Here is a 24762-nt window from a genome sequence, read left to right as displayed (position 1 = left end):
GCGGTCATGACGAAACGGGTTGGGGATCGAAGATGCGGTAGCGCTTCCACGGCAGCGAAAGCCAGTTTCCGGATGGATTGCGCAGGTGCTCGCGCACTTCCTGCGTGGCGCGCGACGACGCGGGGCCGTCCTGGCCGCTGCCGCGCAGCCAGTGCTGGCGCGCCCGTGCATACGCGAGACCGAAGTCTTCCCAGCTGTCGAAGCTGTCTTGCGCGCGCTGCGCGTTGAGCAGCAGCACGACCCACGCGTGCTGTTCGGATGCCCAGCCGAGCAGCGCGATGCAGCGCACGAGGAACGCGGTGCGCGCGCAGTCGAACGCCAGCGCGTCGCGCACGCGGCCGACGGCGGCGAGCTGTTCGTAGAAGCCTTCGTGCGAGCGGCCGACGCCGCGGATCCAGCCCGCGAGGATCGACGGCACGCGCTGCACGATCTGCCACTCGGGCAGGTCGGCCGGCAGGTCGAGTTCGCGCCGCATCTGGAGTGCGAGTTTCTCGCGCTGGGCATCGGGCAGCGTGTAGACGAGGTCGTCGCAATCGCAGCGCAGCCCGTTGCGGATCAGCAGGATGTCGGCGAGCGCCAGCGCCCAGCGGCGGCGATTCGGCGGCGCCTGGTCGGCCAGCGAGTGCGCGAGCCTGACGGCCGTGGTCTTCCGCACCGCTACCGCGCCGTCGGCCCCCGCGGCCTGATCGGCGTCGACTTCGCGCACCATTCGCGCGGCGACCCGGAACGATCGCCACACATACCACGCGAGCCACAGCACGGCGATTCCGATCAGCAGTTTCAGCATGACGCGCTCCCGTCTGCCGGTGCAGGCAGCGCGAATGCCGCGCACAGCGCGGGATCGATCGCGATGCCTTCGATTTCAAAAGCGGCCGTTGCCGGTGATGCATCCGGTTCGCGTGCGGCCGGCAGTGCATCGGCCGGCAACGCATGGCGTGCGGCAGCCGCGACGGCCGGGTCGATTTGCCGGAGCTGGCCGAGCGCGTAGGGCGCGTTGCGCAGCAGCAGCCATTGCAGCACGGCCGGCGGCTGCGGGAAATGCTCGATCAGGTGGAAGTTCTCGCTCATCACGCTCAGCAGATGGTCGGGCGAGCGCACGTCGGTGACGAAGGTCCACGTGCCGACGGCCGCGCCCGGCGCGTCCGGTTCGAACACGAGCCCCATGCCTTCGCAATCGGGGTGACGCTCGCCGCGCGGCGCGAGCGCGCGCAGGAACTGGCGTACGTCGTCCGCATAGCGGCGCACCGGATGGCGGTTCTGCTTGCCCTTGATCTGGTCGATGCGCAGGCCGTCGCCGGCCACCTGCAGGCTGATCGTCACGTGAGGCTGGTTGCCCGCGCCGCGCAGCGTGAACAGGCGCAGCCGGCCTTCCTGCGCGGCCTGCGCGTACTGCTCGCCGTAGCCGCCGCGCAGCCGGCGGCGATCCGCGAACTGGCCCAGGCAGTGCTGCATGTAGAACGACTCGTAGGCCAGTTCCTCGCGCAGCGCCGCGTGTTCGCCGATGAATTCGAACACGATCCCGTTCGGCGTGCGCAGCACTTCGCGCAGCGCGAGGCCGCTGCTCGGCACCCAGCCCTTGTCGCGACGCGCCTGCATCCGCTGATGCTCGCGCTCCCACATGTCGAGCGCCATCGTGCACGTGATGCGTTGCAGCTTCTGCGCGAGCCGCGTGCCGGCGCGCGAGCGCAGGAATTCGACCAGCACGCGCTCGCGGTCGATCAGCAGCATGTGCTCGGGATCGATGAAGTAGAGCGGCGCCGGTTCGACGGCCCGCGGCGCTGCCGCGTCGACCGCCGTGCCGGATGCCGGTGATGCGCGGAACCTGCGCACGAGCCAGTCCGGCGCCGGCCGGTCGGCGCCGGCGATCGCGCGGTAATCGGCGAGCGACTCGAGCGGCTGCGCCTGCTCGAACGCGCCGACGACCCACCGGAAGAAGTGGTTGCCGAGCCACGCGAGGATGTCGGCCGGATCGCCGCGCTCGGCGCTGCGGCGCGCGATGGCCGCCTTGATGTCGGGTGCATTGACGACATCGCGCGGCCGATAGGCGGACGCGGCCACGGTTTCTGTCACGAGGTCACTCTCCGGTCAGGCGGGGTGTGCGCGGGCAGTGCGCGCAAGACCCCGGCGGTGCTTTCGGCTGTCGGGCGAAGCCGCGGACGTGCGCGCGAGCGATGCGCGGCAGCGTTGCGGTTTCCCGATACAGGTTGGTCGGTGCGTGAAAATCACGCGACCGGCCGGCAACCAGCGACGCGGGAGCGGGCGATCAACGAGTGGCGATTCATTGTTTCTCTCAGGATGGGTTTTATTTTTTACTTTCGCGAGTCTACTGCGATCCGCGCGGGTGAATCAATCGCGCGGCATGCCGGCGTCGGAGATTCTGACAAGAGTTATCTCTTTTTCATCGATTTTTTATGCGGCGCCATTCGGCGCCGGATTCGATGCTGTTAAAACCGACAGGTTTTCCCGCGCAAACCGGTCGGTGGCACGCGAATGCGGCGATGCAATCCGGCGCCTTGCGTATCTCATAAGATTTTCTTTAGGCTCGCGCAACATATCGTCGATTGTTGGCGGCCGGCCTGCAGCGGATAGTCCTGCTTCGACAGGCCGGCCAGCACGATCGTCGTGTGGTCCGTACCGGCCTGTTGCTCATGCAACCATCCGATACCAAAGGAACCGCAACCATGCGATTCAACGTGACACGCTTCGCCGCGACGCTGCTCGTCGTCGCGTGCGCCACCGCCGCGGCCGGCCGCGCGGCTGCCGCCGCGCAGGACGACCTCCATGACACCGTGACCCGCCACATCGCGCCGCTGATGAAGCAGTACGCGATTCCCGGCATGGCGATCGGCATCGTCGCCGACGGCAAGCCGTACGTGTTCGACTACGGCGTGATGTCGACGCAAACCGGCAAGCCCGTCACCGGCGATACGCTGTTCGAGATCGGCTCGGTCAGCAAGACGCTGACCGCGACGCTCGCGGCGGATGCGCAGGAGGGCGGCGAGCTGTCGCTGGCGGACCCGGCCGCCAAGTATCTGCCCGAACTGCAGGGCAAGCCGTTCGGCGTCGTCACGCTGCTCCAGCTCGGCACGCACACGCCCGGCGGCATGCCGCTGCAGGTGCCGGACAGCATCCGCGACGACGCTGACCTGATCCGCTATCTCGATGCGTGGCGGCCCGCGTATGCGCCGGGCACCTGTCGCACGTATTCGAACGTCGCGATCGGGATGCTCGGGTGGCTTACCGCGAAGGCGATGCACAAGGACTTCGCGGCGCTGATGGAGCAACGGCTCTTTCCCGCCCTCGGGATGACGCATACGTACATCGATGTGCCGGCCGGGCGCCAGGCCGACTACGCGCAGGGCTATACGCAGGACGGCAAACCGATTCGCATGAAGGGCGGCATGCTGTGGCAGCCGGCATACGGCGTGCGGACGACGGCGGCCGATCTGCTGCGCTTCGTGCAGGCGAACATGGGGCTGGTCGACACGGCGCCGCGGCTCAAGCGCGCGCTCGAGCACACGCACACCGGCTATTTCCGCGCGGGGCCGCTGACGCAGGACCTGATCTGGGAACAGTATCCGTACCCGGTTGCATTGCCGACGCTGCTCGAGGGCAATGCACCGAAGATGCTGTTCAACGCGACGCCGGCCAGCGCGATCAAGCCGCCGCTCGCGCCGAGCGCCGACATGTGGATCAACAAGACAGGCTCGACCAACGGCTTCAGCACGTATGTCGCATTCGTTCCGTCGAAGCGGATCGCGATCGTGATGCTCGCGAACCGCAGCTTCCCGATCGAGGACCGCGTAAAGGCTGCGTACGGGATTCTCGGCGCGCTCGGCGGCGAGCGGTAACGTTTCCGCGGGCGTCGCTGCTTACTCGGGCGGATGCTCGTCGTACGCGACGAAGATTTTTCGCGTGCGTTCGACGACTTCCCACGTGCCGCTGAAGCCCGGTGGAATCGTGAAGCGGTCGCCGGCGCGCACGGTTTTCGTGTTGCCGTCCCGATCGGCGATCACGGACGTGCCTTCCAGGATCTCGCAGTATTCGGCTTCGGTGTACGCGACGTGCCAGCGGCCGGGTGTGCTCTCCCAGATGCCCGTCGAGAAGCGGCCGCACGGGCTCGTGAAGCCGGGCGTAAGCGTCTGCAGCGGGTCGCCGGCAATCAGCTTCGCGGGCGGCAGGCGGTATTGCACGGGCTCGCCGCTCGGGGCGAGTGCGTCGGTGATGGTGGAAATGTCGAGCACGGCTGGCATCCTTCGTCGAATGGAAATGAACGCGCCGGCGGCGCGTTCGCATGATTTCACAGTTGCGGGCGGCGCGGTCAGTTGCCGGTTTTCAGTTGCTGCCACAGGCGGTTCTCGAGCCTCGCGATGTCGGCCGAACGCGGCTTCGACAGCGTCATCCTGTCGAGCACGTCGGCGGACAGGTACACGTTCGGATCGTGCGCGACGGCCGGCGTCACGTACTGATGGGCCGCCTGGTTCGCGCTCGGGTAGTAGATCTCGTTGGTGATGCTCGCGTTGACTTTCGGGTCCTGGATGTAGTTGATCCACTGCAGCGCGGCTTCCGGGTGCGGCGCATCCTTCGGAATCGCCATTACGTCGAACCACAGGATGCCGCCTTCCTTCGGGTTCGCGTAGCGGATCTCGTAGCCGCGTTTCGCCGCCGCCGCTTCGCGGCGCGCGACGCTGACGTCGCCCGACCAGCCGAGCACGACACAGACGTCGTTGTTCGCGAGATCGTTGTTGTAGCCCGACGAGTTGAACTGCGTGATGTACGGGCGCACCTTCTTCAGCATGTCGAATGCCGCGTGGTAGTCGGCCGGGTTCTTGCTGTTCGGGTCCTTGCCGAGATACTGGAGCGCGGCCGCGAACACGTCGTCCGGCGCATCGAGGAACGACACGCCGCAGCTTTTCAGCTTCGACACGTTGGCCGGATCGAACACCAGCGCCCAACTGTCGAGCGGCGCACCGTCGCCGAGCGCCTTCCTGACCGCCTGCACGTTGTAGCCGACGCCGTCCGTGCCGTAGGCCCACGGCACGCCGTACTGGTTGCCCGGGTCGGATTCGGCGATCTTCTTCATCAGCGCGGGATCGAGGTTCGCGAGGTTCGGCAGTTTCGTCTTGTCGAGCTTCTGGTACACGCCGGCCTGGATCTGCTTGGCCATGTAATTCGAGGTCGGCACGACGATGTCGTAACCGGAGCTGCCGGCCAGCAGCTTCGACTGCAGCGTGTCGTCGCTGTCGTAGACGTCGTAGCGCACATGCACGCCGGTCTGTTTCTGGAAGTCCGGGATCGTCGTTTTCGCAATGTACTCGGACCAGTTGTAGACGTTCAGCTCGGTGTCGGCCGCGCGGGCCGGCGACACCGACAGCGGCGCGAAGCACGCAACGGTTGCGATTGCAACGGGGAAGGCGAGACGAAAAACGCGGACGATCATGGTCACTCCCTTTCGGAACGAAGGCGGCGCACTGCGTGGCGCATGCGCGCCGCGGGTCGGACAGCGAGGCGCGCGGCGGTTCGCGTCGAACCTGCGAGGCGCCGACGGGCCTCGCCGGATATCGGGGATGACTGTATGGGGCGGCCGGCCGGATGTCTGTCCATGAAATCCGTACAGCCGCGCGGCCGCGCGGACCGGAACCGGGCGCGAGAGAATTGGCAACGTACTTTTGGCGTGGTAACGATAATCGTCCCGTTCTCCCGTGCACCGTATGACCGACCAAGACGCAGCCGCGACGATCGATATCCAGTTGAACCAGCTCGTGTTCATGTCCGACGCGCTGTCGGCCGTGGCCGGTGCGATCGGATCGCCGAATTTCGTCGCGGTCGTGTTCGAGAACCTGACGCGCATCGTCGATTGCGATTCCATTCATCTGGATTACGAGGACGAGTCGTTGCTCGACCGCCGGGTCGGCTGGATCGGCAGCTACGGTACGTATCCCGACCAGATCGAGCGCACGATGACGCGCTATTACCGCGATTTCGCGCAGGTCGATACGACGTTCGACTGCATCCGCGGCGAACGCGATACGCAGTTGCTGCAGTTGTCGACGCTGCGGTTGAACCCCGAGATCCGGCGCGCGTTCTACGACACCGAGGACATACACGACGAATGCGTCGTCACGTATCGTGTGGACGAGCTGACCTATGCGTTGTCGGTGTGCCGTGCGCGCCGGCTGCCGCCGTTTTCGCTGAAGGAGCTGAGCGTCGTCCGGCACGTCGCGCTGATCGTGTTGCCGCTCGCGGTCGCGCATCGGCGCATTGCCGGCGACCGTTCGTCCGATGCGCAAGCGCCTGCGCCGCGCACGCCGGAAGGCGGGACCGCGCAGCGCCTGAACGATGTATTCGACAAGCTGACGTCGCGCGAATCGGAGGTATGCGCACGGCTCATTCGCGGCCGAAAAACGCAGGATATCGCGCACGAACTCGGCATCCGGCCGTCGTCGATCGATACCTACGCGCGGCGCGCGTTCGCGAAGCTCGGCATCGAATCGCGCCGCCAGCTGCTGAATCTGCTCGTCGATCATGATGCACTCGACGCGTCGTCGGCCCGGAGAGGCGATGCGTGATCGCCATGATGCGCACGTGCCGCGCAATGAGGAGGAGCGCCGCTTGAGCCTCGTATGGGACGGCATCACGGGCGCCGACGTGCTCGGCGACGCGCAAATCGCGAGCCGGCACGCGCTGGCCGACGCGGCACGCAACGGCGAATGGTCGACGGTGCTCGACCTCGTGACGCAACAGCCAGGTCTCGTCAACGCCACGCGGCCTGGCGGGACGTCGCTTTATGCGCCGTTGCATCAGGCCGCTTACGGCGGTGCACCGGAAGAGGTCGTCACCGCACTGCTGCGGCTCGGTGCGTGGCGCCTGCTGCGCGATGCACGACGTGACCGCGCGATCGACATCGCCGTGCGGCGCGGGCATCGGCATCTGGTCGGGTTGCTGACGCCGCAGCCGCGACGCTTCGTACCCGACGACACGCTGCGCGCCATTCAGCGCCATTTCCACGACATGATCCTCGGCCGCATTTCGCAGCTGCGCGTCGACGCGCTGCGCCTGCCCGAACTCGAACCGCTGCTCGAACTCGACGCGCAGGCCCGAAGCACGTGGTTCGCGGTGCCGGGCATGTACGGCGGCTTCAGCTACGCGCTGCACGCGGACGGCGACGCGGCCATGCTCGTGTCGGCGAGCTGGAGCCGCGTGGTCGGCGGCTCGGGCCAGCGGCACGAAATCACCGCGAATGGCTGTACGCTGGTCGAAGAGGGATTCGTCTGACGCGGCCGATCACATCACCGCATGGGAGGTGCAGGTCGAAGCACGGCATGATGCTCGACTGGATCCGCAACGAGATGCCCGTTGCGATGTGAAGTCGGTGCATCGACCTCGATGAAGGAAAGATTGCGAGCATGGGAAAAAACGGTCGCCGGCTCAAATGACTTTTGATCTGGAATCACGAATCAAGTGCTGATTCGGTCGAAATCCTTGCCGCACGGGCGTCTCGTCTGAACGGGGTGTCGGGGCCGCCGCGCGAGACAGGCATCAAACAGGCCGATCAGACCTCCTGGGACTCAAGTGTGTCGAATTCCGTCTTGGACAGACTTAACCTGCCTCCATAGACTGAACTCGCTTTCCCTCATTCCCTGGAGAAAATCGTGAGTCTCAAAGACAAGCTGCCCGGTAACAAGATCCTCGGTTTCGGTACTGCCCCGCTCGGCAACATGTTCCGCAACATTCCCGACGCGGAAGCCGCGGCCACCGTCGAGGCGGCATGGCAACACGGCATCCGTTATTTCGATTCAGCCCCGTTCTATGGTGCCGGCCTCGCGGAAATCCGCCTCGGCGACGCGCTGGCGAACCACCCGCGTGACGAGTATGTCCTGAGCACGAAGGTCGGCCGCGTGATCCTCGACGAAATCGAAGACGTGACGGCGCGCGATCTCGGCGAAAAGGGCGGCCTGTTCGAATACGGCCGGCCGAACCGTATCGTCAACGACTACACGGCCGACGCGACGCTGCGTTCGATCGAGGACAGCCTGAAGCGCCTGCGTACCGACCGCCTCGACATCGTCTGGGTGCACGACATCGCTCAGGACTTCTACGGCGACGAATGGCTCGCGCAATTCGAAGTGGCGCGCAAGGGCGCATTCCGCGTGCTGAGCAAGCTGCGTGAAGAAGGCGTGATCAAGGCCTGGGGCCTCGGCGTAAACCGCGTCGAGCCGATCGAACTGGTGCTCGATCTTGCCGAACCGCAACCGGACGGCATGCTGCTGGCCGGCCGCTACACGCTGCTCGATCACGAGCGCGCGCTGCAACGCGTGATGCCGGCTGCTGCCGCGCAGAACGTCGGGATCGTCGTCGGCGGCCCGTACAGCTCGGGCGTGCTCGCCGGCGGCACGCACTTCGAATACCAGAAGGCGTCGCCGGAAATCCTCGCGAAGGTCGAGCGGATCAAGGCGATCGCCACGCGTTACAACGTGCCGATCAAGGCCGCCGCGCTGCAGTTCTCGATGTCGCATCCGGCGACCGTCGCGGTGATTCCGGGCGCGAGCCGTCCGGAGCGGATCGCGGAAGACCAGGCTGCGCTGAACGTGGCGATTCCGGCCGACTTCTGGCGCGAGATGCGTGAACAAGGCCTGATTGCGGCCAGTGCGCCGCTGCCGGCCGGTCGTTGATCCTGATAGGTGATGACATGGCACAGGCAAATGCCGGCATCGAACTCCCTGCTTCGGCCGGGGCCGTCTGGCAACTGATCGGCGGCTTCGGGTCGCTGCCCGACTGGCTGTCGTACATTCCGGCCAGCGAGCTGAGCGAAGGCGGGCGCGTGCGGCGTCTCGCGAACCCGGCCGGCGAGGCGATCGTCGAGCGGCTGGTCGCGTTCGACGAAGCGGTACGCAGCTACACGTACGCGATCCTCGAAGCACCGTTCCCGGTCGTGAACTATCGCTCCACGCTGCGCGTGCGCGAAAACGGCCCGAACGCGTCGACCGTCGAGTGGTCGGGCACGTTCACGCCGCACGGCGCGACCGACGACGACACCGTCCGGCTGTTCCGCGGGATCTACGAAGACGGCCTCGCGGAACTGGCGAAGCGGTTCGCGGCGGCCTGACGGCAGCGTATCGCTTCGTGCGAGCAGGAGTGGGGTCGTATTCAACTTCCACCACGCGCCACGCCGTCGTCGCAGGCTCAGGCCCGCGGCGACGGTGTGGCGCATTCGTGCCGCGTGTCGATCGCAAGTCGCGCGCGGCGTGAGGAAGATCAGGGTTGCGAAGCAATCGGCGCGCTCGCTACCGATGCGTGGGGCGCCGCGATGCGATGGCGTCCCGTGCTTTCACGGTTTCATTTTCCCGTTGTCGCGACGATCTCCTCGCCGGTCAGGATCTCGCGGAAGATGCCGACCAGCGGCCGCAGGTTGACCTTGTGCCACGCGGCCCACAGCGGTGTGCGGTAGCTGAACCACGGCAGTTCGCGCAGCACGACGCCTTCCGGTACCTGGTGGCGCAGGCTCTGCTGGATCATCGTCACGCCGAGCCCGGCGGCGACGAGCCCCAGCGCTGCGAGCGGCTCGGTCGCTTCCACCGAGATGTCCGGCGAGAAGCCGGCCTTCGCACAGGCTGCGACGAACGCGCCATGACGCGGCGCGCTTTCCTGCTGCGTGACGCCGATCCACGCCTGCGCGGCGAGATCGTCGGCGACGAGCGTCTTTTTCTTCGCGAGCGGGTGTCCATCGGGCATCGCGAGCAGCATCGGATCGTTCAGCACCATCGTCGAATCGAGTTCGGGATCGTCCGGCGCGGGCGGCTCGGTGACCAGCGCGATGTCGAGGCTGCGCTCGCGCAAGCCTTCGAGCTGCGCAGCAGACTGATAGTTGTACAAAGCGATGTGAACGGCTGGGCGATCGGCGCGCAGTGCCTTGAGCGCGCGTGGCAGCACGCCCGAGTGCGTGGCCGTTTCCAGGTAGCCGATGCAGAGGCCGCCTTCGTCGCCGCGACCGAGCCGGCGCGCGAGCGATTCGAGCCGGTTTGCATGGCGCAGGAACGCATGCGTTTCGCTGAGGAACGTGCGGCCGTCACGCGTCAGACGAATGCGCTGCTGGCTGCGTTCGAACAGCGTCAGGCCGAGCTTTTCCTCGAGCTGCGCGATCTGCCGGCTGAGCGGCGATTGCGAGATGTGCAGGCGTTCGGCCGCGCGGCCGACGTGTTCCTCTTCCGCGACCGCAATGAAATACTGAAGCTGGCGGATGTCGAGCATATAAGACCTTCGAGGACTCAAGTTTCGAGAATTATGTCGCGAAAGGACTTATTCGTGCAACCTGGACTGGGGGCGCTTTCCTGTCAAACCTGGAGCAACACACGAGTCCCAAAGACACGCCAAATCGCGCCTCGGCGACGCGCTCGCCGGCCATCGTCGCGACGCTGCCGGTCGATCGTCGAGCGTTGCGCGATGCGTTCGCGACGATGAGGGAGAAGGGGGGGCGAGTGATGCGGCGGGGAGGGGGATCCTGTAACGACCGCGCCGGGTGCCTTCGGGCACCGCGGCGCGCGATCGATCAAGCGACTGCGGTGTCGGTTGCTTCCACTGCGGCCGGTGCCGCAGCCGCAGCACCCGCCAGACGCCGGTAACGCGCGAGCGCCCACAACGGGAAGTACGCGGTATAGCCGTGATACTTCAGGTAGAAGATGCGCGGGAACCCGGGCGCATTGTGCGAGCGGTGCCACCAGAAGCCGTCGTCCTGCTGCACCGACTGCAGATACGCGATGCCGCGTTTCACCGAATCGGATTCGTGGTCGCCGAACGCCATCTGCGCGAGCAGCGCCCACGCGGTGAAGTTCGACGTGCTCTCGCCGCCGTTCGTGCCGCCCAGCTTCGGGTCGATATAGCTGTCGTTCGTTTCGCCCCAGCCGCCGTCCGCATGCTGCCGGGCGCGCAGCCAGTCGATCGCGCGCGCGATATACGGCTGCGACTTGTCCTCGCCGGCGAGCGCGAGGCCGGCCAGCACGCTCCACGTGCCGTAGATGTAGTTCGTGCCCCAGCGGCCCCACCAGCTGCCGTCGGGCTGCTGCGTGCGCTTCACGTAGTCGATGCAGCGCGCGAGCGAAGCGCGTTCTTCCGCGCGTTTCGTCACGCCGAAACACAGCAGCACGCGGCCCGACACGTCCTCGGTCGGCGGATCGAGCAGCGCACCGTGATCGGCGAACGGAATCGCGTTCAGGTACATGCGGTCGCAATCGGCATCGAACGCCGCGAAGCCGCCGTTGCGCGATTGCAGCCCGCGCATCCAGTCGAGCGCGCGTGCGACGCGCGCCGCGTGCGGGTTCGTGCCGTCCGCGTTGCGATGCGTGCGGCCGCGGCGATCGAGCATCGCGGTGACGACCGCGGTGTCGTCGATGTCGGGGTAGTACGGGTTCGCATACTGGAACGCCCAGCCGCCCGGCTCGACGTCGGCCGGCACGTTCTCGATCCAGTCGCCGCGCAGGTCGTTGACCTGGCGCACGGCCAGCCAGTCGTATGCGCGTGCGATGCGTTCATCGAGTTCGCGCAGCGCGCCCGAAGCGGCCTCGCCGGCTTCCGGCGCCGCGACGCCGCGCGCCTGCTCGAGCGCCATCGTGCTCCATGCGGTGTCCCACACCGGCGACAGGCACGGCTGGCAATACATGCTGCCGTCCGGCCGCGTGACCAGCAGCTTCTCCAGCGCGTTTTCGCAATCGCGTCGCAGCGGATGGTCGTCCGGATAACCGAGCACCTGCATCATCTGGTAGCTGTAGACGATCGGCGGGAAGATGCCGCCGAGGCCGTCCTCGCCGTTCATCCGTTCCGCGCACCACGCTTCCGCATGCCGGATCGCGCGCTGCCGCAGGCGCTTCGGCATCAGCGGCTCGATATGCCGAACCGTGCGGTCGAGCGCGAGGAACACCTTGCGCATGCCGCTCGCGGGCGGGAAGTACTGGCGTTCCTCGTCCGGCGGCGTGACGAACAGCTCGCGGATCGAGATGTTGCGGGGATTGCGCGCACGCGCCTTCAGCGAGCACAGCACCAGCAGCGGCACCATCGTCGTGCGCGCCCAGTACGCGACCTTGTACATCGAGATCGGCACCCACTTCGGGAACAGCACGAATTCGATCGGCATGAACGGTGCCGCGCGCCACGGCACCTGGCCGAACGTCGCGAGCAGGATGCGCGTGAATACGTTCGCGCGCGCCGCGCCGCCGAGCTTCAGGATCGCGTCGCGCGCACGGATCATGTGCGGCGCGTGTTCGCTGTCGCCGGCCGCCTTCAGCGCGAAATACGCCTTCACGCTGCACGACACGTCCGGTGCGCCGTCGACGTACAGCGCCCACGCGCCGTGCGTGTCGAGCCGCTGGTTCGCGCGCAGGTAACGCGCCATCTTCTCCTGTCGATCGTCGTCGATCTTGTCCATGAAATGCATCATCAGGATGTATTCCGCGGTGATCGTCGCGTCGGATTCGAGTTCGAAACACCAGCTGCCGTCGGGCTGCTGAAGACGCACGAGCGCATCGCGTCCACGGGCGATTGCGGTGTCGAGGGCGGACCAGGGAGAGGGGGCGGATTTGTTCATGCGGCGGATCATACCATCCAGCCGGAATGTTTATATCGAGACGCGCGGGTGCTACCATCCGCACCATGAAAAAACGCCTCGAACCCGCGCCGCAAGACGTGTCCGCGCCTGTCGAACCGGCTGGAATGGCCGGCCCACGGGCGTCTGAAGGATCATCGGCGCCGGCCGCCGCCGCCGCCGGAGTGCGGCGGAAAAAAGCGCCGGATCAGGTGCGCGCGCAGTTGCTGGCGGCTGCATCGGAAATCGCGACACATCACGGCGTGGCCGCGCTGACGCTCGATGCGGTGGCCGAGCGTGCCGGCGTGACGAAAGGCGCATTGCAGTATCACTTCGCGAACAAGCAGGGGCTACTGGATGCGCTGTTCGGGCAGGCGACCGCGCGGTTCGGTGCGCAGATGGACGCGCGAATGGCGGCGGATCCGAACGGCGACGGCGCGGCGGCGCGCGCCTATTTGCATGCGGTGCTCGATGCGGCGAATCCGGCCGCGAGTACCGATGTGCTGCGCGTGCTCGTCGCGTCGATGATTACCGAGCAGGACACGCGCGAGCGGTGGTCGGTGCCGATGCGCGAATGGACGCGGCCCGATCCCGTGCCGCTCGAGCAGGCCGCGACGCTGATGATCTGCCGGCTCGCGGCCGACGGGTTGTGGATTTCGGAATTGCTCGACAGCGTCGAGGTATCGACCGAACTGCGCGCGGAGATCGTGCGGCAGCTCGATGCGATGAGCAGGGGCGTGTTTCCGAAGGGCGGCTGACGCAATCTGTATTGCCGGCGTGTTCACGCCCGGACGGTTCGTCATTCCGATGCGCATGAATCGATCGCACAACTATCCGATCATTCGCGCCGCACTTTTTGCCGGCGGAGTCGCCATCGACCGAGACCCCGACGGCAAGCACGGATCAGAGATCTCCGCGCACTTCCCCGGTTCCCAGCGCGTTCCGCTGTCGATTGACTTCCGCCCAAAGCTCATCGCTGTCGTCGTCGCGCAGCAGGACCATCCAGTCCAGTTGGTCGTCGGTCACGCCGAAGTATTCCAGGATTTCCTGGCGAACCGCATCGATGAACTGCGCGTATTCCGGGGTTGCCTGCGCCTGCGCGTGCAAGGCGTCGTATTCGGCATCGTCCACACCGCCGCCATGCTCGTCGATGTAGCGCGAGATCCACTGGTCCCGTTCGTGGTCGTAGTCGGCCTCGGCGCGCATCGCTTGCACGGCCGTGTGGAAATCCAGTTGGGCAAACGCGGCGATCGCCGCCGTTGTCGCCTCGTCGAAGGTAGTGGTCATTCCATTTCTCATGTTGGTCAGGGCGCATGATCGCACGGACCGCGCCCGGACATGCCGTTTGGCATCGACGTTTGCGCTCGTGCGAAGGCGGCATACCCGAGGCTCAAGCCGTCGGGTGCGATTCTCGTCGGAGCCGCATGGGCGACAGGGTACTCGTTTTGCTGCACTGCAAGCATCGCGATGAAAGCAACCGGGCGCCGTAGATCGCAGAACAAGCTTCGCGCCTATCGGCGCGAGCGTCACGCCTGCTCGTAAGCGCTAATGCGGGCGCGGGTCATGAATTGCTTGTAATGGCCGAATTTGGCCGGATACCAGCGGCTCAAAACGACTCGGAGCGGTCGTTCCGCTCGCCCGATAGCAGCCACTGGATTAGCACGACGCTGACGAAGATAATAGGCACGAACCGCGGTGACGGGGAGATGTTATGCAATTCGAGACTGCCGAGAGGACAATGTGGGATCTCGTGCAAACTTACACAGGTCGAGTCGGATATCAGCGCGGCGTGAAGTCGGAAGGCCTATTCGCCGACCCGCCGGTCATCGACTGCTCGGGGTGGACCAGGGTGCTCCTGACAAAGGCGATGCAAGCAGAGAACGAGGCCGCAGGCCGCGCGGTGTTCGGTTCTGGTGACGTGAAAGCCCTTCAAGTGTGGTCGGATAGGATCATTCAGGAGATCGCGACTCGCACGGACTTTGTCCTCGAAGGGGACAAAATTACGACTCACAGTCTCCCGCGCTGCGCCACCATTGGCCTGAAAATGGGAGAGCCTTCGTGGGCGAGCAACCATCCTCGTGCTCGCGGAATCACCCACATTGTTCAGATCGTGCGCCGCCCTGGCGATAGCGCGCCGTTTGTCTCCGAGTCGTTCGGCGGCACAGTTTCACCAGGCATCGGTCTCACGCCGCTCGAAGAGTGGCTCGCTCAGTCACAGCCTCGTCTCCGCGAGGGCGAAATGTGGGCCGTTGATCCGTTCCGGCTGGCCTCAAAAAACCGAATACCCCCTTGAATGTCATTTCCCGGCCGACCACGGCCTGCCGCCGCCCTGCAACGTGCGACCGGCGCAGATCGACCCAGAACGGCCCTTCAGATTTATCCAAAGCGGCCAATCGTTGCGATCTGCGGCGGGATTTTATAGCCACGCTCGATGAGTATCTTGGCCTCGGCGCGGCTGCGGAATCATTCCCGATTAAATCGCTTCTCCCGCAGCGTGCCGTTGGAACCTTCAACGGAGTCGTTCTGCCAAGGGCGGCAAGAACGGACACAGCGTGTACGATCTGGTCTTCAAGAAAACCATCCAAGGAGAGAGGAATGAATCCGGAACAGGCCCGAGCCGAAGAAACCGAGGCGATGGAGCGCATGGTGGCCGCCACGCTGCGCGTGCAGAGTACGTTCGCCTCGATGCAGAAGCAATTTCCGCCGCAAGGCAGCGGCGAGCCTTCGCCGTTCGCGCTGCAAACCTTTGATGCCGCCCTGCAGGAACTTGAAGACGCACAGGCCGCGTTCGATGCGCTGCTGAACGATCTGATCGACGGTAACCGCTAAAGGCTACGCCCTTATCCGCACCGATTGTCGACGATCTAAAAAGCTGTGTCGAACGGCCGTTCGTGGCCGAGCGCGGCCGGCCGCTGCCCCGTGACGCACGCCCGGCGCAGATCGGCCCGAAGCGGACGATGCCCCTGTTCCGAAGGAGCGCACAAGCGTAAAACCACCGGCGGCTGACAATACCGCCACGTTCTCGACCTTACACACCGAAGAACGCCAGCCCTGCCAGGACGACACCGATCGCGGCAGCACCCATCGACAGCCGTGCCATCCATGTCCGCCGCGTGAGAATCGTGATCGCAGCAAGCGCAATCGAGATCTGGATGATGGTAGTGGCCTGCGCCCACCGATGGTGCCGGTGTAGCCGCTCCTCGCTTGCAGCATTGCTCTTCACGACTTCCTGCTCGAGCGCTTCGGCGCGGGCGCGGATCGGCTCCTTCTCTTCGCGATATCGCGCCGCGTCTGCTTCGAAACGCTTTCGTTGCGGCGACGCTTCCTGGCTCAAGGCCGCGCCGAGCTCGGCCAGATTCTGCTTTTCGCCCTTTGCCTGGTAATAGGCCCACAGGTTGGCCGCCTCGGTTTTCTGGATCGCGGCCTCGTTCTTGTGCAGCAATGCGAAATTCTCGTCCGCACCGCTCTGGTATGCGGAAATCGCGCCAATGCAGGCCAGGACGGCCGTCATCACGGCGATGCGCGCCGCTCCGTGGTCTTCTCCGTGCGCCGCAGGATGCTCTACTGCATGATCGTGCGGGCCGTGAACTTCAAAATCTTCTGGCATAACAGGGAGGTTCGCATGAGTTGAAGGGTTTATACGCGCTTCGCACACCACTTGCACGCTACGCTAACGGGCTTTGAAAAACGTCGCAAGTATGTCGTTTTCCGGCCCCGCATGTTGCGCCACGGACCGCTTCCCCGATCGCCCGCGTGACCGCGGCTGCGCCGAGCCTGCATTGACACCGTCTGGCCGAACGCCCGTATACACCGCACGAGGCCGGATCAACTCGGGATGTCCGCGTTGCTCGAGCCCGTGCGCGATCCAGCCGATCGAGCGGCCTAGCGCGAACAAACCGAACGCGGCGCCAACGGGAAGCCGCAAATGCCTGCGCAGCGCGACGAGCGCGAGATCCACCGAAGGCTTGTGGCCAACCAGCGAACTACCTGCATCGATCATCGTTTTCCATTGCGGATGGCGCGGCAGGATGCGCGACAGCAGGGTTGCCGCGCGCACGTCGCCATCGGGATAGAGCGAATGTCCGAACCCCGGCAGATCGTCGCCACGGTGCAGACGCTCGCGCATCTTTCGCTCGACGTCCCGGTTGCCGATTTCATCCCACATCGCTTCGACACGCGCGGTGGTGGCGCCGTGCCGCCCGCCCGACAGGGCGGCGAGGCCGCCGATCACGACCGCGCGCAAGCTTGCATTCGTCGATGCCACGCATCGGCCCGTAAAGCTCGATGCGTTCAGTTCGTGATCCGCGCACAGCACGAGCGCGATCCGGATGAGGTCCGCACCCGACGGCCCGACGCCCCATGCACGCGCGCATTGCTCGTGGACGGGCGCCGTATCGAACCCGGTGCGCAACAGGCATGCCGCGAGGATCCGTACCAGGTCGCCGCAGCCCTGCGCCTGGCTGTCGGCCGATTGCTGCCACGCTGCCGTCGGCGCGTCGTCGGTGGCGACGGCGAACAACGACAGGAGCGCTTGCTCCGCGCGTTGATCGCCGTAGTGTTTGAACAGGGTTCGCAACACCGCGGGTGTGCGGGGGACGCGAGGGCCGAACGCAGTCCGCTCGCCGCATTGCCACAGCAGCGCGGCGACTTCCTCGAGACTCGCGCGGCCGGCGAGCTCGAGTGCGTCCACGCCGCGATAGAAAAGCCGGCCGCCCTCGATCAACGTGATGCTCGATTCGAGCACGGGCGAGCCCCAGTTCAGCGCGGCTTTCGCGACTTCTTTCGGTTTGCGGCCGCGCGCACGTTCGGCCGCGAGCCGGTCGACGTCCGCTGCGAAGTAACGGCTTTCACGCGGATGGCCGGAGGGTTCCGCGCGCAGCAGGCCGCGGCTGACGTAAGCGTAAAGCGTCTGCCGCGAGACGCCGAGCCTCGCGGCCGCTTCGGTCGAATTCAGGTAGGGCGACATGGCGCGAGACTCGATTCGTTCGGCAGGTTGATCAGGATAATCAACGTTGACAATAAATGCGAGCAAGCCGATCTTTGCATCACCCAAACGATTCGAGGCGAACATGCGTGTCGATCAAATTTCCCATGTTGCGGCTGCGGCCGACGAGGGGCTGATGCCGCGTCATCTGCAGGAATTCTGGGCTGCGCTGGGTGGCGCGCCGCAACGTCTCGAGCATTGCAGCTTCAGCGGGACGGGCGAACTGCTGTCGGCGTTTCGCGTGACCGACCTGGCCGGTGCGGCAATCGGCGCGGCAGGTGCGGCCGTAGCCGAATTGCTGCGCGAGTCGAGCGGCATATTGCCGGCGGTTCACGTCGACCGGCGCATGGCGTCGCTGTGGTTCGGCATTTCGCTGCGCCCGTCGGGATGGACGTTGCCGCCTCAATGGGATCCGGTGGCCGGCAACTATCGGGCGCGCGATCGCTGGATCCGGTTGCACACCAACGCGCCGCATCATCGGCAAGCCGCGTTGACGGTGCTCGACTGCGCCGCAGACGCCCAGGCGGTCGCGCGAGCGGTCAGCCGCTGGGATGCCCATGCGCTCGAAGACGCGATCGTCGAGCGCGGCGGGTGCGCGGCAGTGATGTACTCGCGGCAGGAATGGGCCGCGCATCCGCAAGGCAAGGCCGTTGCGTCCGAACCGTTGCTGCACGTTCACACCACGCAGGCGGTTGCGGCACGCGACTGGCAGCCGTCGCGAAACCGGCCGCTGCGCGGCATTCGGGTGCTCGACCTGACGCGCATACTCGCCGGCCCCGTCGCGACGCGATTCCTGGCGGGCCTCGGCGCCGACGTGCTGCGCATCGATCCGTATGGCTGGGAAGAGCCGGGCACGGTGCCCGACGTCGTCCTGGGCAAGCGCTGCGCTCGGCTCGATCTGAAGCAGCCCGCGGATCTCGCGACGCTCGAGCGGTTGCTGCGCGACGCGGATATCGTCGTGCACGGTTACCGGTCCGACGCGCTTGCGCGTCTCGGGCTCGATGCCGCGCAACGGCGCGCGCTCAATCCCGCGCTCATCGACGTATCGCTCGACGCATATGGCTGGACCGGCGCGTGGCGTTGCCGGCGCGGCTTCGACAGCCTCATCCAGATGAGCACGGGAATCGCCGACGCGGGCATGCGCGTGACGGGTAGCGACGAGCCGGTGAACCTGCCCGTCCAGGCGATCGACCATGCGACAGGCTACCTGATGGCGGCGTCGGCCATACGTGGATTGACGGCGCGACTGAAGGGCGGCGTGGGCACTGAAGTTCGTGCTTCGCTGGCGCGTACGTCGGCCGTCTTGCAGTTGCGTGCGGAGCCGATGAGCGACGTGGTTGTCGTGGCTCCGGATACGCAGCATGATCGCGCGGAGCACGTCGAAACGACGTCATGGGGGCCTGCCACGCGGCTTCGCGCGCCGCTCGAGATCGAGGGTGCGCCGCTCGCGTGGTTCCATCCGGCGCGCGCATTGGGCGCCTATGAACCGCGGTGGCTGGAGTCGAACGCCAGCCTTTGACGAACGGCGAAGGGGGCGCGGTACTTGAGCAATCCTTCGCATTCCTTTGCAGACCGCCGGTGCGCGGAGCACAATACCGCTGACACCCGCATCGGAGGTTGCGCACCATGGCCCTATTCCAGCCCGATGGATGGCATACCGTCACGCCGCGCATTGTCGTGCCGGATCCGCAAAACCTGATCGCATTCGTCCGGACGGTGTTCGACGCCCGCGGCGAATTCCGCGCCGGCTTGCCTGCCGAGATTCGCATCGGCGATTCCGTCGTGATGATCAGCGGCGCAGACGGCCTGCGCGAGCCGATGCCGGCGTTCCTGTACGTGTATGTCGAGGATACCGATTCGATTTATCGACGGGCGATCGCGGCGCAGGCGGTTTCGCTGGAAGCGCCCGCCGACCTGCCTTACGGCGACAGGCGCGCGATGGTGAGGGACTCGTGGGGCAACGTCTGGCAGATTGCCACGCACCGGTACGACCTGTCGGCCGACGAGATCAGGGCGAGGCTGGCCGACGGCAGGTAGCGCATGCGGCTTCCGCGTCGCCTCCATCTGTCGCAATCGTCAAGATTCACGTCGCGTACAGGTAAAACCTCGCCGTTTCCCCCGCCGTTAACCCGTTCGCAGCCCCCGCGCCGCGTATTGCGATGCGGCGCCCGTCTTTCGTGATCCGGAATCCACATCCGCCGCTGGCCGCACCGGGCCCGCGCAAGGGAACGTCATGCGAAAACAATTCACCATCCGCGGTGGACTCATCGCGACCATCGCCGGCTATACCGTGCTGCTCGTGCTGGTGGTCGGCGCCGGCATTGCTGCGCTCTACATCGGCAACGGTTCGCTCGAGGCGATGTACCGCGACGACACCGCGTCGCTGTTGCACCTGAAGACCAGCTCCGAGCGGATGCTCGTGCTGCGCGAACGCATGAGCGACGTCGCGCAGATCATCAGCGCGGGTCAGTCGGGCAAGGAGGGCGCCGCGCAGCTCCATACGCTCCTCAAGCAGAGCAATGACGAACTGGATGCCTACACGCGCCTGCATGCGCGCGACGGGAACGAGCAGGCGCTGTTCGACACGCTGCAGCGCCACCGCCGCGCGCTGCTTGATCGTGTGTTCCTGAAAGCGCTGTCGCAGCTCGACGGCGACGACGCGTTCAATTTCCTCGATACGCAACGCACCGCGCCGCCGGCGCTGTTCGCCGCCTACCAGGATGCGATCGACGCGCTCGAATCGTTCCAGGTCGCGCGCCAGAAGGCCCGTTACGATGCGGCCGGCGTGCATTTCCACCGGATCGTGTGGGGGATGGCGGCGGTCGCCGGGCTGTCGCTCGTCGTCGGTTTCTTTGCGCAGCGCGTGCTCGCGAAGGCGATCATCGAACCGATCAATCTCGCGGTCGGCCAGTTCGAGAAAATTTCGAAAGGCGACCTGACGGGCACCGTCGTCATCGCGGGCGAAAACGAAATGGCCTATCTGCTCAATGCGCTGAAGCGGATGCAGGACGGCCTCGTCGACACCGTGAACCAGGTGCGCGCGAGTACCGAAACGATCGTCGGCGACGTCCGCACGATCGCGAGCGGCAACGTCGACCTGTCCGCGCGCACCGAGCAGCAGGCCGTGTCGCTGCAGCAGGCGGCCGCGAGCGTCGAACAGTTGACGGCGGCCGTGCGCCAGAACGCGGACAACGCGCGCGATGCGCGTACTTACGTCGAGGGGGCGGCCGGCATCGCGTCGCGCGGTGGCGAGGCGATGCAGCGCGTCGTCGAGACGATGTCCGCGATTTCGACGAGCTCCGCGCGGATTTCCGGCATCGTCGGCACGATCGAAAGCATCGCGTTCCAGACCAACATCCTCGCGTTGAATGCGGCCGTCGAAGCCGCGCGCGCAGGCGAGCAGGGACGCGGGTTCGCGGTGGTCGCGACGGAGGTGCGCGGGCTCGCGCAGCGTTGCGCGTCGGCGGCGAAGGAAATTCGCGACCTGATCGGCAATGCCGCACGGCGTGTCGAAGGCGGCAGCGGCCTCGTCACGCTGGCCGGCTCGGCGATGAGCGAGCTCGTCGCCGCGGTCGAACGCGTCAACGCGATCATGGGCGAGACCAGCAACGCGTTCGAGGAGCAGTCGTCAGGCATCGAGCAGGTGAATGCCGCGGTCATCCAGATGGAACAGACGATGCAACGCAATGCGGCGCTGGTCGAGGAGGCGGCAGCCGCGGCGTTGTCGCTCGATGAACAGGGTTCGCGACTGAGCGCGGCGGTCGCGCAGTTCCGTTTGCGCGACGAGGCGTTCGCGTGACGCGGGAACGTGTCAGCGCCGCGAGTCTAGCGGTATTTCATCGAGCGACTCACTGCGCAGCATCGGGCAATTCATAGTCGAAGCTGTACGAATGCAGGCCGTTGTCGATATGGATGATCATCGAACCGGAAAGCCCCAGCAGTTCTCCCGTCCCGGAATCGGGCACGACGGTGATCGACTGCTTCGGCTCCCCGCGCGTCATCGTGGAGCTGTGCTGGAAGACGAAGCTGCCCTGGCGCCCGCCGAGCACACCCTGTACCGTTTCCATCGCCACGTAGCCTGCGGAGCCCTGGACGCTGCTGCGAAACGCGAGCATTTCACCGTGGCTGACGGCTTCCAGATCACCGTGAAATTGCTTGTCGAGCGACATGCGCCCGAGCCCGGAATGTTCGGCTACGGCACTCAGGGATTCCGGATTCAGCTTCACTTCGAACGGACCGTTGGCCAGCAGTTTCATCACAGCGCTCCTCGTTGAATGGACAGTCCGCACTATAAGTCAGTAGGGGCTGCCGGAGATAGCTGTTTGCCTTACGAGCTGGCATCGGGGAAACCGGATTCGACATCGGGCCGTGAATGCGGCTCGGTTGCAACCCCTTCTCGACGCGTTTCCGATGAGATCTGACGGCGGCGCTTCAAGCGTCAGTAGATGGATAAAGCGCCGATACCTGCGATAACTCTTCGATGAACCGATCCTTGAGCGCCTGCGGCCCGAGGATTTTTACGTGTGCGCCGAAGCCCAGCAGCTTGCGCGCACCGTGCTCGATCGATTCGATCGGCATCAGGAATGCTTTCCATCCTGGCGGCACGTCGGTACCGGATGACGTTTCGAGGATCGGTGCGGTCTTGATCCGCGCGTTGGCAAGCCAGGTTTCGCCGCGCGGCGATACGGCGATATGGGCGGTCAGCTGATGGAGATCTTCTTCGTACCGCTTCATCGCGTCGCGCCAGTGCGCGGCCAGGTCGAATCGCGCCGGGCGCCTGAAACGGCGGCGCGTTGCGTTGAATTCGAGGATATTGGCGAGCCGGAAGGTGAGCGCACCGCGCTTGCCGACCACTTTCGCAATCAGGTACCAGGCACCGCCCTTGAGCACGAGGCCGAGCGGTTCGAGCGCGCGGCGCGATATGCCGCGCCAGCTCTGGTACGTCACGTCGATCCGATACGCACCCCACACGGCGTCGGCAGCTTCACGCAGGAACGCGGGCGTTTCCTGCGCGCGGTACCAGTCCACGGTATCGATATGCAGCCGGCTGGCGACACGATCGGCCCGCTCGCGCGAGGCCGGCGGCAGGCTCGCGATCATCTTCAGCCGCGCGGAAGTGGCCATGCCGTCGAGACCCAGTTCGCTCGCCGGCCCGGGCAAACCCGCGAGGATCAGTGCGTGCGCCTCGTGTTCGGTCAGCCCCGTGAGATCGGTGCTCCAGCCGTCGCGCAGCTGGAATCCGCCGTTGCGGCCGCGGTCGCCCCAGATCGGCACGCCGGCCGTGGAGAGCTGGTCGATATCGCGCAGGATCGTGCGCTCGGATACTTCCAGCGCTTCGGCCAGCGCCGGCGCGGTCATCCGGCCGCGCGCTTGCAGCATCATCATGATCGACAGCAGGCGGCTCGCTTTCATGCATGACACATTACTCCAAATACATGACATAAGTTGTCATGTTTTCAGGCTTATGCTTTGCCGCATCCCTGACCCGTTCCATTGAAGCGGAGACGAACCATGAAGATCATTTCAGGACCGCTGAGCATGTTCGGCGCCAAGGTCGAGATTGCAGCGCACGAGAAGGGCATCGACTTCGAACGGGTGATGGTGCCGTTCAGTCAGCAGCGCGGCTACGAGCCCAGGCATCCGGACGTCTTGCGCATCAATCCGAAGCGCCAGGTGCCGGTGCTGATCGACGGCGATCTGGAAATCTTCGATTCGACGCAAATCTTCGAGTATCTCGAGGACCTGAAGCCGACGCCCGCGTTATGGCCGGCGCAACCGGCAGCGCGCGCCGTCGCGCGCCAGCTCGAACATTGCAGCGACGAAATCTATTTCCCGCACGTCGTCCGGCTGATGGGGCTCGAGGGCACGCCGGACGATCCGGCGGCGCAGGCCGCGCGTGCCGAAGCGGCGCGATACTACCGGCAGATGGAGCGTGTGCTCGACAATCGGGATTTTCTGGCCGGCGCTTATTCCTACGCCGACATCGCGTTCTACATGGCGCAGTTGTTCGGTGCGCGCAAAGGTGCGCCGATGACTGCCGAAACACCGAACCTGCTTGCGTGGCGCGAACGGATGACGGCGCGTCCCGCCGTGCGCAAGGTGGCCGGTGCGATGGCGGCATATCTTGTGTCGATCGGCGAAGCGGTTCCCGATTTTCTTCGCGAACTTCACTAGCTGCGTTCGGCAGCTGCTCGGGAAGGCCTTCAGCCTGCGATTCCAGCTGAAGGCCGCACCGTCATTCGCCGGGTTCAGCTGCGGATGAACGCGAGCAGGTCGGCGTTGATCGTATCGGCGTTCGACGTCGGCATGCCGTGCGGAAAGCCCGCATACACCTTCAGCGTGCTGTTCCTCGCCAGCTTCGCCGACAGCAGGCCGGAATCGGCGCACGGGACGATCTGGTCGTCGTCGCCGTGCATCACGAGCACCGGGATCGAGGTGCGCTTCAGGTCTTCGGTGAAATCGGTCTGCGAGAACGCGACGATGCCGTCGTAGTGCGCTTTCGCGCTGCCCATCATGCCCTGCCGCCACCAGTTCCAGATGACGCCTTGCGACGGTGTCGCGCCGTCGCGGTTGTAGCCGTAGAACGGGCCGGCCGGCACGTCGTAGTAGAACTGCGCACGGTTCGCCGCGAGTTGCGCCTGCAGGTTGTCGAACACCTCTTTCGGCAGCCCGCCCGGGTTGCTGTCGGTCTTGACCATCAGCGGCGGCACGGCGCTGATCAGCACGGCCTTGGCGACGCGGTCCTCGCCATGGCGCGCGACGTAGTGGATGACCTCGCCGCCGCCGGTGGAGTGGCCCACGTGGACGGCGCCCTGTACGCCGAGGTGGTTCACGACCGCGGCGACGTCGTCCGCGTAGTGATCCATGTCATGGCCGTCCCAGACCTGGCTGGAGCGTCCGTGGCCGCGACGGTCGTGCGCGATCACGCGGTAGCCCTGCGCGAGGAAGAACAGCATCTGGGCATCCCAGTCGTCGGCGCTGAGCGGCCAGCCATGATGAAAGAAAATCACCTGGGCGTCGCGCGGACCCCAGTCCTTGTAGAAGATGTCCACGCCATCTTGCGTAGTGACGTATCCCATGTCTGCTCCTGTTCGGTGAACGATATCGATCCGTGACGGCCTTGCCGCGTGTCGCGATCGCCAGGCCCGTGCAACGTGCGCGGCGGCATCGGCCGTCCGCCCGGCTTGGCGATGCGGTTACTCTAGGT

The 24762-nt window shown here is 65.7% G+C and carries 24 protein-coding genes; 12 read left to right on the top strand and 12 right to left on the bottom strand.

The genetic code is table 11. From position 1 onward, the window contains the following. Window positions 1-4 precede the first annotated feature (4 nt). Together DIE03_RS06800 and DIE03_RS06795 are read right to left on the bottom strand one after the other, a co-directional pair. Complete coding sequence (locus DIE03_RS06800; RefSeq protein ID WP_124448709.1) at window positions 5-787, bottom strand: DUF1266 domain-containing protein; 783 nt, start codon at window positions 785-787, stop codon at window positions 5-7. After that, a complete protein-coding gene (locus tag DIE03_RS06795) occupies window positions 781-2070 on the bottom strand; it encodes a hypothetical protein (protein ID WP_124448707.1) in 1290 nt (429 codons plus the stop codon). Before DIE03_RS06795 ends, DIE03_RS06800 begins: the two co-directional genes overlap by 7 nt. Before the next feature lie 611 nt (window positions 2071-2681). Between DIE03_RS06795 and ampC the strand changes: the two genes are divergently transcribed. After that, complete coding sequence (ampC, locus tag DIE03_RS06790) at window positions 2682-3851, top strand: class C beta-lactamase (protein ID WP_124448705.1); 1170 nt, start codon at window positions 2682-2684, stop codon at window positions 3849-3851. Window positions 3852-3872: 21 nt separating this feature from the next. Here ampC and DIE03_RS06785 read toward each other — a convergent pair whose 3' ends face one another. Beyond that, complete coding sequence (locus DIE03_RS06785; RefSeq protein ID WP_409364412.1) at window positions 3873-4244, bottom strand: cupin domain-containing protein; 372 nt, start codon at window positions 4242-4244, stop codon at window positions 3873-3875. Window positions 4245-4321: 77 nt separating this feature from the next. Then, window positions 4322-5440, bottom strand: a complete 1119-nt coding sequence (locus tag DIE03_RS06780; protein ID WP_124448701.1) for a polyamine ABC transporter substrate-binding protein — start codon at window positions 5438-5440, stop codon at window positions 4322-4324. 271 nt (window positions 5441-5711) lie between these two features. Here DIE03_RS06780 and DIE03_RS06775 point away from each other — a divergent pair, with 271 nt between their 5' ends. The 4 genes from DIE03_RS06775 (at window position 5712) to DIE03_RS06760 (ending at window position 9106) form a co-directional block, all read left to right on the top strand. Then, window positions 5712-6569, top strand: a complete 858-nt coding sequence (locus DIE03_RS06775) for a helix-turn-helix transcriptional regulator (protein WP_124448699.1) — start codon at window positions 5712-5714, stop codon at window positions 6567-6569. Continuing rightward, a complete protein-coding gene (locus tag DIE03_RS06770) occupies window positions 6562-7275 on the top strand; it encodes an ankyrin repeat domain-containing protein (RefSeq protein ID WP_260434815.1) in 714 nt (237 codons plus the stop codon). The genes DIE03_RS06775 and DIE03_RS06770 overlap by 8 nt, the downstream gene beginning before the upstream one ends. Window positions 7276-7652: 377 nt before the next feature. Beyond that, on the top strand, window positions 7653-8672 hold the full coding sequence (locus DIE03_RS06765; RefSeq protein ID WP_124448697.1) for an aldo/keto reductase: 1020 nt from the start codon (window positions 7653-7655) through the stop codon (window positions 8670-8672). Between the two features lie 17 nt (window positions 8673-8689). Next, window positions 8690-9106 (top strand): SRPBCC family protein, encoded by a 417-nt coding sequence (locus DIE03_RS06760; RefSeq protein WP_124448695.1) that lies wholly within the window; start codon window positions 8690-8692, stop codon window positions 9104-9106. A 230-nt stretch (window positions 9107-9336) separates the two neighbouring features. Here the strand turns inward: DIE03_RS06760 and DIE03_RS06755 are convergent, their stop codons facing one another. Beyond that, window positions 9337-10248, bottom strand: coding sequence for a LysR family transcriptional regulator (locus DIE03_RS06755; protein ID WP_124448693.1), 912 nt, complete (start codon window positions 10246-10248; stop codon window positions 9337-9339). A 298-nt stretch (window positions 10249-10546) separates the two neighbouring features. Then, complete coding sequence (shc, locus tag DIE03_RS06750) at window positions 10547-12586, bottom strand: squalene--hopene cyclase (RefSeq protein WP_124448691.1); 2040 nt, start codon at window positions 12584-12586, stop codon at window positions 10547-10549. Between the two features lie 53 nt (window positions 12587-12639). On the opposite strand from shc, the gene DIE03_RS06745 reads away from it, so the two are divergent. Then, window positions 12640-13329 carry a TetR/AcrR family transcriptional regulator gene (locus tag DIE03_RS06745; protein ID WP_124448689.1) on the top strand — a complete coding sequence of 230 codons (690 nt, stop codon included), beginning with the start codon at window positions 12640-12642 and terminating at the stop codon, window positions 13327-13329. 145 nt (window positions 13330-13474) lie between these two features. Here DIE03_RS06745 and DIE03_RS06740 read toward each other — a convergent pair whose 3' ends face one another. Further along, window positions 13475-13858: an ATP-dependent protease gene (locus DIE03_RS06740; protein WP_124448687.1), complete on the bottom strand. Its 384-nt coding sequence runs from the start codon at window positions 13856-13858 to the stop codon at window positions 13475-13477. Window positions 13859-14309: 451 nt separating this feature from the next. Between DIE03_RS06740 and DIE03_RS06735 the strand changes: the two genes are divergently transcribed. Further along, window positions 14310-14864: a hypothetical protein gene (locus tag DIE03_RS06735; RefSeq protein ID WP_124448685.1), complete on the top strand. Its 555-nt coding sequence runs from the start codon at window positions 14310-14312 to the stop codon at window positions 14862-14864. 302 nt (window positions 14865-15166) lie between these two features. Further along, window positions 15167-15400: a hypothetical protein gene (locus DIE03_RS06730; protein WP_006487081.1), complete on the top strand. Its 234-nt coding sequence runs from the start codon at window positions 15167-15169 to the stop codon at window positions 15398-15400. A gap of 199 nt (window positions 15401-15599) precedes the next feature. Here the strand turns inward: DIE03_RS06730 and DIE03_RS06725 are convergent, their stop codons facing one another. Together DIE03_RS06725 and DIE03_RS06720 are read right to left on the bottom strand one after the other, a co-directional pair. Further along, complete coding sequence (locus DIE03_RS06725; protein WP_124448683.1) at window positions 15600-16178, bottom strand: DUF4337 domain-containing protein; 579 nt, start codon at window positions 16176-16178, stop codon at window positions 15600-15602. 63 nt (window positions 16179-16241) lie between these two features. After that, window positions 16242-17537 carry a citrate synthase family protein gene (locus DIE03_RS06720; protein WP_124448866.1) on the bottom strand — a complete coding sequence of 432 codons (1296 nt, stop codon included), beginning with the start codon at window positions 17535-17537 and terminating at the stop codon, window positions 16242-16244. Window positions 17538-17640: 103 nt separating this feature from the next. Between DIE03_RS06720 and DIE03_RS06715 the strand changes: the two genes are divergently transcribed. The 3 genes from DIE03_RS06715 to DIE03_RS06705 all read left to right on the top strand — a co-directional run bounded on the left by DIE03_RS06715 (window position 17641) and on the right by DIE03_RS06705 (window position 21354). Further along, complete coding sequence (locus tag DIE03_RS06715) at window positions 17641-19074, top strand: CoA transferase (protein WP_124448681.1); 1434 nt, start codon at window positions 17641-17643, stop codon at window positions 19072-19074. A gap of 107 nt (window positions 19075-19181) precedes the next feature. Further along, the gene (locus DIE03_RS06710) at window positions 19182-19592 is read left to right on the top strand and encodes a VOC family protein (RefSeq protein ID WP_124448679.1); all 411 of its coding nucleotides are present in this window, start codon (window positions 19182-19184) and stop codon (window positions 19590-19592) included. A gap of 196 nt (window positions 19593-19788) precedes the next feature. Beyond that, complete coding sequence (locus DIE03_RS06705; RefSeq protein ID WP_124448677.1) at window positions 19789-21354, top strand: methyl-accepting chemotaxis protein; 1566 nt, start codon at window positions 19789-19791, stop codon at window positions 21352-21354. Between the two features lie 49 nt (window positions 21355-21403). Here the strand turns inward: DIE03_RS06705 and DIE03_RS06700 are convergent, their stop codons facing one another. Then, entirely contained in the window at window positions 21404-21811 is a 408-nt protein-coding gene (locus DIE03_RS06700) for a DUF3224 domain-containing protein (RefSeq protein WP_124448675.1), read from the bottom strand. Window positions 21812-21986: 175 nt separating this feature from the next. Beyond that, window positions 21987-22967, bottom strand: a complete 981-nt coding sequence (locus DIE03_RS06695; protein WP_124448673.1) for a YafY family protein — start codon at window positions 22965-22967, stop codon at window positions 21987-21989. A 99-nt stretch (window positions 22968-23066) separates the two neighbouring features. On the opposite strand from DIE03_RS06695, the gene DIE03_RS06690 reads away from it, so the two are divergent. After that, the gene (locus DIE03_RS06690; RefSeq protein ID WP_124448671.1) at window positions 23067-23729 is read left to right on the top strand and encodes a glutathione S-transferase family protein; all 663 of its coding nucleotides are present in this window, start codon (window positions 23067-23069) and stop codon (window positions 23727-23729) included. Window positions 23730-23803: 74 nt separating this feature from the next. Here the strand turns inward: DIE03_RS06690 and DIE03_RS06685 are convergent, their stop codons facing one another. After that, window positions 23804-24634 carry an alpha/beta fold hydrolase gene (locus DIE03_RS06685; RefSeq protein ID WP_124448669.1) on the bottom strand — a complete coding sequence of 277 codons (831 nt, stop codon included), beginning with the start codon at window positions 24632-24634 and terminating at the stop codon, window positions 23804-23806. Between the last annotated feature and the right edge of the window lie 128 nt (window positions 24635-24762).

It is taken from the genome of Burkholderia sp. Bp8992 (assembly GCF_003853705.1).
GTDB lineage: Bacteria > Pseudomonadota > Gammaproteobacteria > Burkholderiales > Burkholderiaceae > Burkholderia.
Note: the sequence above shows the minus strand (reverse complement) of the source record. Positions and strands in the feature narration are given on the sequence as shown.

Excerpts from the sequence above, each read along its gene's own strand:
- ampC (WP_124448705.1), top strand. The coding sequence starts at position 2,682 with ATGCGATTCAACGTGACACGCTTCGCCGCGACGCTGCTCGTCGTCGCG.
- DIE03_RS06690 (WP_124448671.1), top strand. The coding sequence starts at position 23,067 with ATGAAGATCATTTCAGGACCGCTGAGCATGTTCGGCGCCAAGGTCGAG.
- DIE03_RS06710 (WP_124448679.1), top strand. The coding sequence starts at position 19,182 with ATGGCCCTATTCCAGCCCGATGGATGGCATACCGTCACGCCGCGCATT.
- DIE03_RS06685 (WP_124448669.1), bottom strand. The coding sequence starts at position 24,634 with ATGGGATACGTCACTACGCAAGATGGCGTGGACATCTTCTACAAGGAC.
- DIE03_RS06755 (WP_124448693.1), bottom strand. The coding sequence starts at position 10,248 with ATGCTCGACATCCGCCAGCTTCAGTATTTCATTGCGGTCGCGGAAGAG.
- shc (WP_124448691.1), bottom strand. The coding sequence starts at position 12,586 with ATGATCCGCCGCATGAACAAATCCGCCCCCTCTCCCTGGTCCGCCCTC.
- DIE03_RS06780 (WP_124448701.1), bottom strand. The coding sequence starts at position 5,440 with ATGATCGTCCGCGTTTTTCGTCTCGCCTTCCCCGTTGCAATCGCAACC.
- DIE03_RS06695 (WP_124448673.1), bottom strand. The coding sequence starts at position 22,967 with ATGAAAGCGAGCCGCCTGCTGTCGATCATGATGATGCTGCAAGCGCGC.
- DIE03_RS06775 (WP_124448699.1), top strand. The coding sequence starts at position 5,712 with ATGACCGACCAAGACGCAGCCGCGACGATCGATATCCAGTTGAACCAG.
- DIE03_RS06760 (WP_124448695.1), top strand. The coding sequence starts at position 8,690 with ATGGCACAGGCAAATGCCGGCATCGAACTCCCTGCTTCGGCCGGGGCC.
- DIE03_RS06715 (WP_124448681.1), top strand. The coding sequence starts at position 17,641 with ATGCGTGTCGATCAAATTTCCCATGTTGCGGCTGCGGCCGACGAGGGG.
- DIE03_RS06700 (WP_124448675.1), bottom strand. The coding sequence starts at position 21,811 with ATGAAACTGCTGGCCAACGGTCCGTTCGAAGTGAAGCTGAATCCGGAA.
- DIE03_RS06770 (WP_260434815.1), top strand. The coding sequence starts at position 6,562 with ATGCGTGATCGCCATGATGCGCACGTGCCGCGCAATGAGGAGGAGCGC.
- DIE03_RS06720 (WP_124448866.1), bottom strand. The coding sequence starts at position 17,537 with ATGTCGCCCTACCTGAATTCGACCGAAGCGGCCGCGAGGCTCGGCGTC.
- DIE03_RS06735 (WP_124448685.1), top strand. The coding sequence starts at position 14,310 with ATGTGGGATCTCGTGCAAACTTACACAGGTCGAGTCGGATATCAGCGC.
- DIE03_RS06740 (WP_124448687.1), bottom strand. The coding sequence starts at position 13,858 with ATGACCACTACCTTCGACGAGGCGACAACGGCGGCGATCGCCGCGTTT.
- DIE03_RS06730 (WP_006487081.1), top strand. The coding sequence starts at position 15,167 with ATGAATCCGGAACAGGCCCGAGCCGAAGAAACCGAGGCGATGGAGCGC.
- DIE03_RS06745 (WP_124448689.1), top strand. The coding sequence starts at position 12,640 with ATGAAAAAACGCCTCGAACCCGCGCCGCAAGACGTGTCCGCGCCTGTC.
- DIE03_RS06800 (WP_124448709.1), bottom strand. The coding sequence starts at position 787 with ATGCTGAAACTGCTGATCGGAATCGCCGTGCTGTGGCTCGCGTGGTAT.
- DIE03_RS06725 (WP_124448683.1), bottom strand. The coding sequence starts at position 16,178 with ATGCCAGAAGATTTTGAAGTTCACGGCCCGCACGATCATGCAGTAGAG.
- DIE03_RS06705 (WP_124448677.1), top strand. The coding sequence starts at position 19,789 with ATGCGAAAACAATTCACCATCCGCGGTGGACTCATCGCGACCATCGCC.